This is a genomic window from Vallitalea okinawensis (assembly GCF_002964605.1).
In the GTDB taxonomy this organism is placed as follows: Bacteria; Bacillota; Clostridia; order Lachnospirales; family PQDH01; genus Vallitalea_A; species Vallitalea_A okinawensis.
Map to the genome: position 1 here is coordinate 517,230 of NZ_PQDH01000001.1, position 14,304 is coordinate 531,533.

Genomic DNA, 14,304 nt, shown 5'->3' on the forward strand with positions numbered 1-14,304 from the left:
TATACTTTTTTTAGAAACTTATAATGAATCCCACTGAAAGGATGTTCAGCTTGGAAAAAAAACAGTATCATCATGGTGATTTAAAAAATGATTTGATCAATAAAGGATTACAACTTTTAAATAAAGATGGGTATGATGGATTTTCTCTTAGAAAAGTAGCTGCTTTATGTGAGGTCAGTCATGCCGCTCCCTATAAGCATTTTAAAAATAAAGATGAGCTTATCGCTGCAATCAGCCAAACCGTCGTCAATAACTTTAAAAATACTTTATATGATATTACAACAGAATTTCCCAATGACCCAAAGAAGCAGATTATTGAAATGGGAAAAGAATACGTTCGTTTTATGGTCGATAATCCTGATCATCTAAAGTTCCTCTTTATGAGTGATTTTAGTTTACCAGTTGAATTGGATAAAGAGTCTTTTAATCATAAAGAAGACTGTCCCTTCAATGTTTTTGAAAAAAGTGCCATCCAATATTTAGAATCCATCAATTCTGATAGTAAAGATCATGCCATCAATGTACTAACCATGTGGGGGATGGTTCATGGCTTAGCTGTACTACTTGTTAATAATAGCATTAAGTTTGAAGGTAATTGCTCTGACTTGGTTGAAAAAATTCTTAGTGAAAAACTCAAATTCCAGTAAGAAAAGTGACAGTTTTCTTTATACAATGTCTTAAGCAATTGCATGAGTATTTTATGCCACAAAAAAGATTATTCTAATTTGAATAATCTTTTCTACACTTTTTATTTAATTTCTATATTACCTGATGATGTTATGATCGATATATTATACTCACCATTACCAATACTTCCTTTTAATGTTTCTTCGTCTTTTTCTAATTTATCAAATTCAAAAGTATTATTAATATTGCCTGAAGCTGTTTCTGCGAATAAATTCATGTTCTTTCCATTATCCATACTGAGAACTGCTCGACCACTACTACATTTTAAATATATATCATTATTGACCTCTTTAATATTTGCGTTAATATTCCCAGACGTTGTTTCAGCAGATAACTCGCCTAAAACATCTATTAATTCTATATCTCCTGAACTTGCACTGGCATTTATATTGCCTGTTAGTTCGATAGATGTTATGTTCCCAGAACTAGTTTCAACCTCTAAGTCTCCATACATTTCATTGATCTGTACTTTGCCTGATGTAGCTATAATAGATGTCTTTCCCTTTATATTATTCAGCTCAATATCGCCTGAACTTGCTTCTAAGTTTGCATCATGAAAGTTTACATCGGCCATGTAAATATCTCCGGAGCTTACTTCTACATCTACCTTATTGAGCTGAAAATCTTCAATACTTAAATCGCCTGAAGAATTAATGACATGAATATTGTCATTATATGTTTTTGGAATAAATACTTCTAACCTCAAATCACTATTCATGTACATAACTCCAACAAAAATCTCGCTTTCTCGTTTTAGTATAATACTTATCTCATTATTGTCGTTATTGATATTCATCTTGGGAACAAGATTTTTATTAGTCGTTGTCGTATTGCCATAGTAATGAACTTCAACTTCTTTAATATCTTTAGGTATGATTTCAACTTCTACTGATGATGCATCAATATAAATAGTTTTTGCATCATTTACAACAACCGATTCACTTTCATCAACAACTATATCTTTCATAGTACACCCCACAAAATAAGAGCAAAAGAAAACCATTATTATTACTACCATTTTATTTATACTACTACGCTTTTTTTTCAATGAGTTACCCCCTATTAACGTTCGTACCCCTTTGTTCTAAGTGTTATAATTTAATGATTTTAACTTCAAATAGTTCTAAATATCTTGATTTTCAAGATTCCTCATAATCGCTACGTATGTTAAGTAAGCGCCTAAAAGAGCAAGTATTATGGGTATGATAATGAATTGTGAATAAAGAGAAACACCATTATTATTAGAATTAACAAATAATGCTATTATGACTGACGTAACAATTGTGGTTGATACAGATTTTTTTCTAATTCCAAAGTATAAAGGTATTAAGCTCATCACAGAAGTAATGATAGCATAACTGACTGTACCAAGCAGTATATGAGAAAATAATTCAAAGGTTAATTGGTCTTGCATCATTGGGTAAAATATATCAAGGATATAAAAGGCTAATACTAAAAAAATAGATGACACAATCAAAGAAATAAAGGTAAACAACAGAACAATGGATATTTTAGCAAGCATTAATCGCCGTCTATCAATTGGGTAACCAAATAAAACCTGAATAGTTTTACTTTGAAATTCCTCAATTATAATCTTTCCAATAAGCACACCAGCAAAAATCATAAATGTAGCATTTGATAAACTTCCAATTATATTCCATAATCCCTCATAATTTGAAATAATAGGATCTCCCTCAATATAGGCTATAAGATAAATCAAACCAAAACTAACCAACGTAGCAATAATAGCTCCTCTTATATAACTACCCAGCTTTATTTTTCTTAATTCTAACTTCATTAAATTAATCATTGATGAGCCCTCCATTGATAAGATTCAAGAAATAATCTTCTAATGAATTATACTTCTTATTAATTGATTCGATTTCTATATCATTCATAACTAAAATCTTAGTTAATTCCTTTTGTGTGATACGGGAATCATATACTCTTAAAATGTTGTCATTCATCACTTTGAAGTTCATATTATTCAGTTGATTATCTAAAGCTCGTGCAGCCTTTTTGCAATCGGTACATGCTACTTCAATAAACTCAGTATTGTTATTTCTTATTGTATCCATAGTAACTTCTTCGATTAATCGTCCATCACTAATAACCCCAATTGTATCAGCTATCTGCTCAATCTCACTTAATATATGGCTGGAGATTAACATGGTAGTACCGTATTCCTTACAAAGCATTTTGAATAAATCTCTTAGTTCTTTAATCCCTACTGGATCAAGACCATTAATGGGTTCATCCAATATTAACAACTCTGGTCTCGTCAAAATAGCTCTTGCAATCCCTAATCTTTGCTTCATACCCAGTGAGAAGTTTTTCACAACTTTATTATCAATTCCTTTTAGATTAACTAATTCTAAAGCCTCATCTATAGCTTTCTTATTATGAAAACCCATATAGTCACAATGCAAATCTAAGTTTTGTTTTGCAGTAAGTTTTTCATAAAAAACTGGATATTCAATGATAGTCCCCATTCTCTTTAAAATCTCATAGGATTTATTTGTAAGCTTCTCACCAAAAAGTTCGACTTCTCCACCTGTAGGTTTAATGAGATTAGTAGCCAACTTCATAACAGTGGTTTTACCTGCACCGTTTGGTCCAAGAAAACCGTATATTTCACCTGACTTCACTTTCATGTTGACATTTGAAACAACTTCTTTATCATCATAGACCTTTGTAAGATTATATGTCTGTAGTATATATGACATGATGTATTCCCCTCTCTAATTAGCTTATAACACTATTTTATAGGTTAAAACTTTCATTTAACTTACTCAAATCTTACAAAATTCTTAAGTTCCTTAATAATTTAACCTTTGAAGCTTAAAAGAAAAGACCGTTTTCTCATAAGGCTTACTCTTTAATGTAATTTCTCCACCCATCTTTTCTACCAGTCTTTTAGTAATGGTAAGACCCAAACCGCTTCCTTGATATAATTGGTTTCTGGAATCCTCGAGGGTATATAATCTTTCAAAAACCCGTTCTTTATTTAATTCACTGATTCCTTTCCCCCGATCCCATATAGCCACATAGATAAATTGTTCATCGGCATTTAAATCTAATCCAATAACTTGTCCTTCATAACCGTATTTAATAGCATTAGAAAGTAAATTACCCAATATTCTATCCACTGCTTCTTCATTTCCCCTTGCGAAAAGAGGGTTCTCTGGTATGTTAATCCTAACATCAAATCCCTTATTGGTTAAAATATCATAAAATGCTAATATATTTTTTCTGCAAACTTCATTCATCTGGATTCTTGTTAAAGTTATATGACGATCTCCAGCTTCCAACTTTGCTAGGTCAAAGAATTTATTGATCAGGTTTAATAGCTCATCTGTTTTACTCTTCACCCTTTCAAGTAATATCTGCTTCTCATCATCTGTTAAATGCTCATCATGGATTAATGTCTCAACATATCCAAGTATAACAGTCAGTGGCGTTTTTAAGTCGTGAGACACGTTAGAAAGCATCTTTTTCATAGAGTTTTCCGTTCTCATGTAGTTAGCCATTGTTTTATGGCTATAATCTAATAGTTCATTGATAACTATTAAGATAGATTTTAGCATTTTATCATCAGTTTGAATCAATAACTTCTCCCTGGAGTGCTCATTTATTATCATTTTCAGTTTCTCTTGTATATAGGCTAAGTCCCGATCCCTCTTCATTTTAGAACGATATTGATAAACAATTATTAATAGTAATAAGGCTATAATCGCACATAACAAAGGTATCATTCTAGAATTCTCCTAACTTATACCCTATCCCCCATAATGTTTTTATATAGATTGGGTCAGAAGGGTTATCTTCTATTTTTTCTCGCAAACGCCTCATATGCACATTGATGACATTCTCATCACCATAATACTCATCCTGCCAAACATGGTTATAGATTTGTGCCTTTGTGAAGACCCTCTTAGGATTAGTAATAAATACTTTTAATATCTCAAACTCCTTAGATGTTAGCTTTATATTTTCTCCATCTTTAATAACAGAAAAATTAGCCAAGTCAACGTCCAAAGCACCTACTTTCATCTTTGGATTCGTCACTTGTTGGACATTATTGGAATACTTTGTCGCACGCCTTATAGAAGCCTTAATCCGAGCTGTTAATTCAATCATGGAAAAGGGCTTTGAAATATAATCATCAGCGCCAAATCCAAGAGCTATTGCTTTATCTACATCTCCATCTTTAGCTGACATAATTAAAATAGGCACCAAATTATTTTCTCTAATGATCTTGATGACCTCCATCCCCTCAAGTTTAGGCAGCATCAAATCTAGTAATACAAGATCGAATGAATCTTTTAGAAAAAACTGAATACCTTCTTCACCATCAAAAGCTGTGGTCACTATGTACCCTTCCTTTATCAAATGATCCTTAACCATTTCACTTATGGATCTATCATCTTCAACCAGTAATATTTTATGTCCCATTTTCCCACCTCTTGATATCTACTATGTCTTTCTTAATATGAAAAATATAACATAATGTATCTTAATTATCAACACATTATATCTTACTTTGGGAGAGTTGCTTATCATCTAAAACAAGAAAAAGGACCACCTCATAGATAGTCCTCTCCCCACTAATTTACTTATGTGTTAATCACTTTATACTCGTTCATCTTACTTTGGAAATTTAATCTGTGCTAACCTATTTTCATTATAGTTTTCTCTTTCGCCTTCTTTAAGTGGTAAATCCTCAGTTGCTTCATCGTTCACCCTTTTTGTATTATTGGCATATAGTCTATCTTGCTTTCTTTTCTCATCCATGGGAATCCTCCTATTATAAATTATACTTTATCTATAATAGTCTTTCTTACAGCAAAGAATTTATACAATCTTATCTTTTATAAAGCTTTTATCCAACTTTAAATAACTCCTATAACCGATATAACCCATAAGGATACCTATAAGTGATCCAATAATTACATCCGATGGGAAATGAACACAAAAATACACTCTTGCAAATGCTATTAAGGCGGCTAATATCAAAGCCAAATAAGCGAATTTATTTTTAAAGGATGTCAAATAAATAGCTGTTGCAACAGCAAAGGATGAACTAGCATGCCCAGATGGAAAAGAATAGGGTTCCGATGGGGTCTTAATGATATATTCTATTCCTTCAATGATGGCATAAGGTCGAGGTCGATTAAATATTGGCTTTAAAAATAGATTAACCAGTACTGTGTTAAGTATCAGAGCTATAATTGCTGCAATACCAATCCCTCTTGTCTTTTTAAATAGGAGTAAAGTAATGGATACAACTATCCAAATTAAACCAGCATTACCTATGGTTGATATAAAGGCCATAAAATAATCTAATAATAAAGGTGCATTGAAGGTCTTGAATCCTTCTATAATCGAAATGTCCAACTGATAAACCCATTCTAAAATGCCCATTCCCTCATCCTTTACGCATATGATTTCTTTTCATGTGATTCTTCCTTAATTGGTACCTCTATGGTCTTTTCTTCTAGTTGTCTATAAGCAACTGACATCATTAATTTAACACGATTCAGCTGATTAACCTCACTTGCACCAGGATCGTAATCGATAGCAACAATATTCGCCTCTGGATATCTTTTCTTAATAGGCTTAATCATAGATTTACCGACAACATGATTAGGTAAGCAAGCAAATGGTTGAACACAAACAATATTAGCCACGCCATGTTTCACCAGTTCCACCATCTCTCCTGTTAAGAACCAACCTTCTCCGGTTTGATTACCTATGGACAGTAATTCCTCTGCGTGTTCAGCCTTTTCATGAATATAAGATGGTGGATTGAATCGCTTACTTTTCTCAAGAGCTTTTCTCATGGTCTTCCTATATAATTCTATACCCCAAATAGTGCCGTTAGCAATATTTTTACTTTTCTTTTTCCCAGCTAAATGATCATATTTAAAATTCTGGTTATATGCACAATATAGGACAAAATCAATTAAATCAGGTACACAGACTTCTGCTCCTTCTGCTTCAAGAACATCCACTAATTCATTATTCGCTGTGGGATGATACTTAACAAGAATTTCACCTACAATACCTACTTTAGGCTTAACGATATCGTTGATTGGTAACTTGTCAAACTCCTTCACAATAGCTTTAACATTCTTATTGAAGTCAGATAAACTATTATTAGCTACATTCTCTAGTGCTTTTACTTTCCACTTTTCGTACAGTTTATTTGCTGAACCCTTTTCTAACTCATATGGTCGCGTACGATAGAGTACTCGCATCAGTAAATCACCATATACCAAGCCTATCATTGCACGATTTAGCAACGCTGGTGTGTATTTCAAACCAGGATTGCTCTCTAGTCCAGAAGCGTTGATTGAAATGACAGGAATATGCTCTAAATCTGCATCCTTTAAGGCTTTACGAATGAAACCAATATAATTAGATGCTCTACAACCGCCGCCTGTTTGCGACATCACTAAGGAGACATTGTTTAGATCATACTTTCCTGATTTAAGAGCTTTCATCATCTGACCAATTACAATGATTGTCGGATAGCAAGCGTCATTATTAACATACTTTAAGCCTTCATCAATAGCACCCCTATCAACAGAGGGTAGAATTTCAACACGGTAACCTGAATTATTGAAAGCCTCTTCAATGAAATCGAAATGCATTGGTGACATCTGTGGCGCTAAAATAGTATGTGTCTGGCGCATTTCTTTTGTAAAGGAAATACGCTTTGTTGATGTATCCTTTTTCTTTAACTTCATTCCTTTTCTTTCGCGTTCATCAAGTGCCGCTTTTAAAGATCGCATACGTATACGAATAGCACCTAAGTTATTACCTTCATCAATCTTAATCAAGGTATAGATCTTACCATTTTTGCTTAGAATATCATGAACTTGTTCAGATGTAACGGCATCAACACCACATCCAAAGGATGTTAATTGTACATATTCTAGGTTATTTTTAGTACCAACATACTCCGCTGCTGCATATAACCTTGAATGATAAACCCATTGATCTAGTACCCTTAAAGGTCTTTCTACTTGACCTAAATGAGCCACTGCATCTTCAGTTAATACTGCCATATCTAAAGATGTAATGATTTTCTCTAAACCGTGATTAACTTCCGGATCAACATGATAAGGACGACCGCTTAACACAATACCTTTTTTCCCCGTTTCATCAAGATATTTAATAATTTCTTCACCTTTTTTTTGTATATCCTCTTTGAATTTAAATCTTTCATCCCATGCTAAATCAACTGCTCTTTTCACTTCTGAAAGACTAATACCAAAACTCTTAAATTCCTCATGCAAACGTTCTGTTAATCTTTCTTGATGATCCATTGGTAGGAAAGGTTTCATAAACCGAACCTTGCCCTGTTCTATTTCTTCTATGTTATTATTGATCGTTTCTGGATAAGAGGTAACTATTGGACAGTTATAATTGTTTTCTGCATCTTTCTGTTCCTTATATTCGTAAGGTATACAAGGATAAAAAATAACATCAATGCCGCGTTTAATTAAATTCATAACGTGACCATGGACAATCTTTGCTGGATAACATGCTGATTCAGAAGGAATGGTTTCTATACCCTCTTCATAAATCTTCTTGTTGGATCTGGGCGATAACTCCACTCGGAATTTAAGTTCAGTAAAAAACTTATGCCAAAATGGATAATTCTCATAAATGTTTAAGACCCTAGGTATACCTATGACACCTCTTGTAGCTTCCCCTTTACTCAACGATTTATAGTTAAAAATTCTTTTATATTTATAATCAAACATGTTGGGCAGGGTGTTCTTTTTAACAACTTCTCCCGCTCCCCGTTCACAACGGTTTCCTGAAACAAAGCGTCGCCCATCTGAAAACTCATTGATCGTTAATTGACAATGATTGGTACAAAGCTCACAACGTTTAAAACTGGATGCTGTTGAAAATCTCTCTAGTTCAGCTTCTGTGATAATACTACTTTCCATATCCTTCATATATCTATCTTTGGCAATGAGTGCTGCTCCAAATGCACCCATGATGCCTGCTATATCAGGTCGTACTGCTTCACGTTCAGATATCATTTCAAAAGCTCTTAATACACCATCATTATAGAATGTACCGCCTTGTACGATAATTTTTTTACCAAGCTTTTTAGGATCTCTTACTTTAATTACTTTTAATAAAGCATTTTTAATAACTGAATAGGATAGTCCTGCAGAGATTTCACCTACTTCTGCCCCTTCCTTTTGAGCCTGTTTAACACGAGAATTCATGAAAACAGTACAGCGAGATCCCAAATCCACTGGTTCCTTAGCTAAAAGAGATACTTTTGCAAAGTCTTCAATGGACATCTTAAGTGATTTCGCAAAAGTTTCAAGAAAAGATCCACATCCTGATGAACAGGCTTCATTCAGCAAAATATCATCAATGATGCCATCTTTAATTTTGAGACATTTCATATCCTGACCACCGATATCTAAAATGAAATCCACACCAGGTAAGAAGAAATTTGCGGCCTTGTAATGTGCCATCGTTTCGATTTCACCAATATCAATCTTTAAAGCAGACTTAATGAGATTTTCACCATAACCTGTTACAGCAGCATAATCTATCTTTATACCTTTTGGTAACCTGCTATAGAGTTCTTTTAAAATATGAATGGATTTCTTAAGAGGTTGACCTTCATTGCTTCCATAATAAGTATAAAGAATTTCACCCTCCTCAGAAATCAATGCAGCTTTAGTCGTCGTCGAGCCGGCATCAATACCTAAGAAACACTTGCCTTCATAGCCTTCTAAGGAGCGTCTCTTTACTTTGTAAGTGTTATGACGATCAATAAAGTCTTGATAATCCTCTTTGGTCTTAAATAATGGATCTAATCGCCCCACCTCATTATCATTACTACTTTTTAGTTTACTTAATCTTCCAATAAACTGTTCAAAAGTTAATGATTCATTTTGACGACTATCCATAGCCGCACCTATAGCTACAATTAATTGCGAATGGTCAGGCATGATAATTTGTTCTTTCGATAAATCCAAAGTTTCGATAAAGCGTTGTCTTAATTCAGATAAGAAATATAAGGGTCCACCTAAAAAAGCAATATTACCTCTGATTGGTTTTCCACATGCTAATCCACTGATAGTCTGAGTTACAACTGCTTGAAAAATTGATGCAGCTATATCTTCTTTAGCAGCTCCTTCATTCAATAAAGGTTGAACATCTGTCTTTGCAAAAACACCGCAACGTGCAGCAATAGGATAAATGGTCGTATGTTTTTTTGCTAATTCATTTAAGCCACTTGCATCCGTTTTTAATAGCGTAGCCATTTGATCGATAAAAGCACCAGTTCCTCCAGCACATGTACCATTCATTCGTTGGTCGATGCTTCCTTCGAAATATGTAATCTTTGCATCTTCTCCACCTAGCTCAATCGCTACATCTGTTTTAGGTGCTACTTTTTCAACAGCTATTGTACAGGCAATAACCTCTTGTATAAAAGGAATTTCTAACCACTTGGATACACCCAAACCTCCAGAACCAGTAACTTTAATTGTTATAGCATAGTCCTCGAAATGTTTGAATGCTTTATTTAAGACTGATTGTACAGTCAACTTAATATCTGAATAATGTCTTTTATACTTACTATAAAGTAATTCTCCGTAATGATCTAATACAACTAGTTTTACTGTTGTTGAACCCACATCTAATCCTACGTGTATGATACGATCATTCATATCTGGTTCACTTCCTTAACTTGGTAATTTTAAATAAAACCTCCATCATCATGATAGGCTTTTTTTTATGCATTGTCAATGTATTAAGAACGTTGTTCATCTTTTTTAATGAGATAATGTCTATTAAATTTCTATAAATATCCATGAGAAAATTTAATAAAATTTGAAGTACTATCTAATAATAAGGATATAACTAATATAGAATTAGTGGAGGTATATTTATGAAAAGAAAAATATTTAGTTTGACTTTAGTTATATCGTTGATTTTCAGTGTTGCATGTACTGGTCAACAGCAAGAACCTGTTAAAGGTGTAGAATCTTCTGTATCAGAAACTGGTGATGTTAAAACAGTTAAGGTTACATCAAATACTGCCAACGTAAGAACTGGCTGTTCTGCTGATGCTCCAGTTGCTCAAACTTCTAATAAGGATGCTACCCTCAACGTAGTCAATCAAGTTGAAGATTGGTACGCTGTAAAGCTTCCTGATAATACCATCGGATTTGTATCAGCTAATGAGTGTAAACCTATCGTAGCTGAAACTGGCCAAGCAGCTGGTCAAGGTGGTCAAGGTACTGATGCCGGTACAGCTGGTCAAGGCGGCCAAGGCGCTGATGCTGGTACAGCTGGTCAAGGTGCTGGTGGAGCAACTCCAGGTACCAATGGTGAAGGTGCTGGGGATAAAGGTACAACGCCAGAAACTCCTAATAATGGTCAAAACGATGGCGCTGAAACGCCTGATGCTAATACAGATAATGGTACACTAACCGATCAAGAACAAGAGATGTTAAGACTTGTTAATGAAGCACGCTCACAAAATGGTCTTCAACCATTAAAAGCTGATATGGAACTAACTAATGTTGCACGTATAAAATCTCAAGATATGATCGATAATAATTATTTTAGCCATAATTCACCAACTTATGGTAGTCCTTTTGATATGATGAAAGATTTTGGTATTAGCTACGTGAAAGCTGCTGAAAACATTGCTGGTAATCAAAATTCAACTAGCGCTCACGATGCTTTAATGAATTCACCTGGACATAGAAAAAATATTCTTGATCCAGATATGACTCATATCGGTATAGGTATTCAACAAGGTGGTCAATATGGTAATATGTTCACACAAATGTTTGTAAGTCGACCACAATAAATCTAAGAACAGACTGCTGATAAAAATTTATTGGCAGTCATTTTTTTTCCTTTGATAAGCCTTGAAACCATCATATAATTGATCAACCACTCTTGAATAAACTTCTAGATCATTCGCATCAACATCTTTAGATACTTCATTTAGCATATTGGATACATGTTTATACATCTTATTATAAACGATTAATCCCTTGTCAGTTAAATACACTCTGTAACCTCTAGCATCCTTTTCATCTTTAACTTTCTTAACATAATCTAGTTGAACCAGCTTATTGATTGCTCTCGTTGTATGCCCATTATCAACACCTACTGCTTTACTTAAGCTGGATAGATTGAGTTCGCCATTATCACCTAACTCTACTATAAAATTAAACAACCCACTGCTTAAACCATATTGTTTTATCTCATCACTTATGCAAGACTGAATTAACCTATATAATCTTCGAATGTTAACATTAGGTTTAATAAATTTCCCTCCTATAACCCGCTCTATTTAATATCTAACAGATATTATAGTCCTTTTTATTTGACTAGTCAAATATTTTATCAAAGAAGAAAATTCTACTGGAAAATATTTTTTATGCTTTTGGGAGTTTAACTTGAAATAAAACACCATTCTTAAGATTCATTGCATCAATGGTTCCGTTATGCAGATGAACGATTTTAGAAGTAATGGACAATCCTAAGCCAAATTTTCCATCTTTGGATTTGTAAAGAGTTTTGAAGATATTTTTTAATAGCTCTTCTTTAATTTGTATACCATCATTATAAATTTTGATGATTGCAAAGTCTCCCATATCTAATACCTCAATTGAAATATTACTTATAACATATCTAACCTGATTATCCATAATATTCTCAAAGGCTACTCTCAATTTTTCTTTATTTCCCTTTACCATAACTTTATTTAAAGTCATCTTCCAGTTAATATCATCTCGTGTCATTTTAAAAGTTCTATGAATATTTTCTATGGTCTCACTGATTTCTACACTCTCATTCAAGTCATCAAAATCAGAAGCATAACTTAATGTATTGAGATAAAGTAGTTGTTTAATCTTATGTTCCAATCGATTAGCCTCATCGATAATGATATTTAAATTTTCTTCAGGCTCATTGACATATATACCATCAATAAGTGCATGTGCATAGCTCTTTATTAACATGACAGGAGTTTTTAAGTCATGAGAGATACACTGAAGCATTTCACGCTCATGCTCCTCGGCACTTTTAAGAGATTCTTGCATATGGTTCATGGTAATAGCCAAACGCCCAATTTCATCTGCCCTATCTAAGCTTAAAGGTTCTGACCATTCTTTCTTAGAAATATCATGAGCATAATCTTCTATTTTTTTTAGAGATCCTACTATATTTTTTGAAACGATCTTGGCTACAATAAATCCAAACAAAGATAAAAGACATGGCATAGCAAATGATTTTAAAATATCAAAATAATCAACCTTAAAAGGAGAAAAAGATAGCAATACTAAGTTTTCATCTTCTAATTCAACTTGATTTGTAACCATAATTATTTTACTTCCATTTAATATAGTTGTATACCTGCCTTTTTCTAAGTTATTATTCTTCTTAAAACTATTCAACCACTCTAAAAGCATGTTTTCTTTACTTGAATACTTGTGATAGGTTAATTGATCTAAGAAGGTAACTTGGTTGTGGTCTGTACTTATTACGACATGATAAACAGGTATAAATGCATCATAATCATCTAAATAATCATCCAAATCCCTAGCTAATTCATTGCTTATACTTATCTCTAAGTCTTGATTATACTGAAGCCCGTACTCAACCCTTTGTAGGTATTCTAAATACTCATAGATGGTATCCTTCTTAAGTTTATTTCTATTTAGAAAACCTATAGATATTATTACAATAGTCAACGTCATGATCAATAGTATATAGGTAAACCAGATTTTCATACTTAAGGACTTAAAATGTATCATTTTATCACCAGCTTATAACCTATGCCATAGATTGTAACAATATTAATTAATTCTAATTTTTTTCTAATTCTTCTCAGTGTATCATCAACAACTCTATCAGAACCAAAATAAGTATCTCCCCATACATTGAGTAAAATCTGTTCCCGAGAAACGACAATATTCTTATTTTTACTAAAGAAATGAAGCAGGTCAAATTCTTTTCGAGTTAATATGATTTCTTCTTCTTTATAAAAAGCTGTTCTTTGTTGATAATCTAGAATATAATCACTAAGCTTGTTAATCTCAGGCTTCTCTTTCTCAGGATAAATCCTTCTAAAAAGGTTGTTGGTACGAATAACCAATTCTTGTGGTAGGAAAGGCTTAGCCAGATAATCATCACTCCCCAATTTAAGACCAACTAATCGATCAACTTCTTCATTTCTAGCAGAAATGAAAATGACAGGTATTTGTTGGTTAAAATCCTTTATTTCTTTGATCAATTGATAGCCATCCATATCTGGCAGCATGATATCTAATATCCAAAGATCCGGTGAATGGTTAATGCACTTAGAGGCAGTCTGACCATCGTAAAAGGATGTAATTTGATAACCTTCTAACTCAAGATATTTAGTTAAAAGGGTGTTTAACTTTATTTCGTCTTCAACTAAAAAAATTCTCTTATCCACTTTAATCACCATGTTCAATCATTTTTCTTCAATTATACCATGAGTTTTAATACAGTTGTAGACATATCATATCTTATGATTTTGTGACTAATATCAAAGAATTATGTGAAGAATGTGTGAGTATA

13 protein-coding genes are annotated in these 14,304 nt (G+C 33.1%); 2 read left to right on the forward strand and 11 right to left on the reverse strand.

Annotation, left to right across the window (positions count from 1 at the left end):
- Positions 1-50: 50 nt before the first annotated feature.
- Positions 51-647: a TetR/AcrR family transcriptional regulator gene (locus C1Y58_RS02530; protein ID WP_242985318.1), complete on the forward strand. Its 597-nt coding sequence runs from the start codon at positions 51-53 to the stop codon at positions 645-647.
- Between the two features lie 101 nt (positions 648-748).
- On the opposite strand, the gene C1Y58_RS02535 is transcribed toward C1Y58_RS02530, so the two are convergent.
- The 8 genes from C1Y58_RS02535 to C1Y58_RS02565 all read right to left on the reverse strand — a co-directional run bounded on the left by C1Y58_RS02535 (position 749) and on the right by C1Y58_RS02565 (position 10,406).
- Positions 749-1,735, reverse strand: a complete 987-nt coding sequence (locus tag C1Y58_RS02535; RefSeq protein ID WP_105614414.1) for a DUF4097 family beta strand repeat-containing protein — start codon at positions 1,733-1,735, stop codon at positions 749-751.
- A gap of 75 nt (positions 1,736-1,810) precedes the next feature.
- On the reverse strand, positions 1,811-2,497 hold the full coding sequence (locus C1Y58_RS02540; RefSeq protein ID WP_157949912.1) for an ABC transporter permease: 687 nt from the start codon (positions 2,495-2,497) through the stop codon (positions 1,811-1,813).
- The gene (locus C1Y58_RS02545) at positions 2,490-3,413 is read right to left on the reverse strand and encodes an ABC transporter ATP-binding protein (RefSeq protein ID WP_105614416.1); all 924 of its coding nucleotides are present in this window, start codon (positions 3,411-3,413) and stop codon (positions 2,490-2,492) included. The genes C1Y58_RS02540 and C1Y58_RS02545 overlap by 8 nt, the downstream gene beginning before the upstream one ends.
- 93 nt (positions 3,414-3,506) lie before the next feature.
- Positions 3,507-4,442: a sensor histidine kinase gene (locus C1Y58_RS02550; RefSeq protein ID WP_105614417.1), complete on the reverse strand. Its 936-nt coding sequence runs from the start codon at positions 4,440-4,442 to the stop codon at positions 3,507-3,509.
- Between the two features lies 1 nt (position 4,443).
- The gene (locus C1Y58_RS02555) at positions 4,444-5,142 is read right to left on the reverse strand and encodes a response regulator transcription factor (RefSeq protein ID WP_105614418.1); all 699 of its coding nucleotides are present in this window, start codon (positions 5,140-5,142) and stop codon (positions 4,444-4,446) included.
- A gap of 192 nt (positions 5,143-5,334) precedes the next feature.
- Positions 5,335-5,481: a hypothetical protein gene (locus C1Y58_RS26350; RefSeq protein WP_157949913.1), complete on the reverse strand. Its 147-nt coding sequence runs from the start codon at positions 5,479-5,481 to the stop codon at positions 5,335-5,337.
- Positions 5,482-5,541: 60 nt separating this feature from the next.
- Positions 5,542-6,111, reverse strand: coding sequence for a phosphatase PAP2 family protein (locus C1Y58_RS02560; RefSeq protein ID WP_105614419.1), 570 nt, complete (start codon positions 6,109-6,111; stop codon positions 5,542-5,544).
- 11 nt (positions 6,112-6,122) lie between these two features.
- On the reverse strand, positions 6,123-10,406 hold the full coding sequence (locus C1Y58_RS02565) for a 2-hydroxyacyl-CoA dehydratase (protein WP_105614420.1): 4,284 nt from the start codon (positions 10,404-10,406) through the stop codon (positions 6,123-6,125).
- A 221-nt stretch (positions 10,407-10,627) separates the two neighbouring features.
- Here C1Y58_RS02565 and C1Y58_RS02570 point away from each other — a divergent pair, with 221 nt between their 5' ends.
- Positions 10,628-11,557, forward strand: coding sequence for a CAP domain-containing protein (locus C1Y58_RS02570; protein WP_105614421.1), 930 nt, complete (start codon positions 10,628-10,630; stop codon positions 11,555-11,557).
- A 27-nt stretch (positions 11,558-11,584) separates the two neighbouring features.
- Here the strand turns inward: C1Y58_RS02570 and C1Y58_RS02575 are convergent, their stop codons facing one another.
- The 3 genes from C1Y58_RS02575 to C1Y58_RS02585 all read right to left on the reverse strand — a co-directional run bounded on the left by C1Y58_RS02575 (position 11,585) and on the right by C1Y58_RS02585 (position 14,179).
- Complete coding sequence (locus tag C1Y58_RS02575; RefSeq protein WP_105614422.1) at positions 11,585-12,049, reverse strand: MarR family winged helix-turn-helix transcriptional regulator; 465 nt, start codon at positions 12,047-12,049, stop codon at positions 11,585-11,587.
- A gap of 85 nt (positions 12,050-12,134) precedes the next feature.
- Positions 12,135-13,514, reverse strand: a complete 1,380-nt coding sequence (locus tag C1Y58_RS02580) for a sensor histidine kinase (protein ID WP_105614423.1) — start codon at positions 13,512-13,514, stop codon at positions 12,135-12,137.
- Positions 13,511-14,179, reverse strand: coding sequence for a response regulator transcription factor (locus C1Y58_RS02585; RefSeq protein ID WP_105614424.1), 669 nt, complete (start codon positions 14,177-14,179; stop codon positions 13,511-13,513). Before C1Y58_RS02585 ends, C1Y58_RS02580 begins: the two co-directional genes overlap by 4 nt.
- Between the last annotated feature and the right edge of the window lie 125 nt (positions 14,180-14,304).

Excerpts from the sequence above, each read along its gene's own strand:
- C1Y58_RS02540 (WP_157949912.1), bottom strand. The coding sequence starts at position 2,497 with ATGATTAATTTAATGAAGTTAGAATTAAGAAAAATAAAGCTGGGTAGT.
- C1Y58_RS02545 (WP_105614416.1), bottom strand. The coding sequence starts at position 3,413 with ATGTCATATATACTACAGACATATAATCTTACAAAGGTCTATGATGAT.
- C1Y58_RS02550 (WP_105614417.1), bottom strand. The coding sequence starts at position 4,442 with ATGATACCTTTGTTATGTGCGATTATAGCCTTATTACTATTAATAATT.
- C1Y58_RS02555 (WP_105614418.1), bottom strand. The coding sequence starts at position 5,142 with ATGGGACATAAAATATTACTGGTTGAAGATGATAGATCCATAAGTGAA.
- C1Y58_RS26350 (WP_157949913.1), bottom strand. The coding sequence starts at position 5,481 with ATGGATGAGAAAAGAAAGCAAGATAGACTATATGCCAATAATACAAAA.
- C1Y58_RS02560 (WP_105614419.1), bottom strand. The coding sequence starts at position 6,111 with ATGGGCATTTTAGAATGGGTTTATCAGTTGGACATTTCGATTATAGAA.
- C1Y58_RS02565 (WP_105614420.1), bottom strand. The coding sequence starts at position 10,406 with ATGAATGATCGTATCATACACGTAGGATTAGATGTGGGTTCAACAACA.
- C1Y58_RS02570 (WP_105614421.1), top strand. The coding sequence starts at position 10,628 with ATGAAAAGAAAAATATTTAGTTTGACTTTAGTTATATCGTTGATTTTC.
- C1Y58_RS02580 (WP_105614423.1), bottom strand. The coding sequence starts at position 13,514 with ATGATACATTTTAAGTCCTTAAGTATGAAAATCTGGTTTACCTATATA.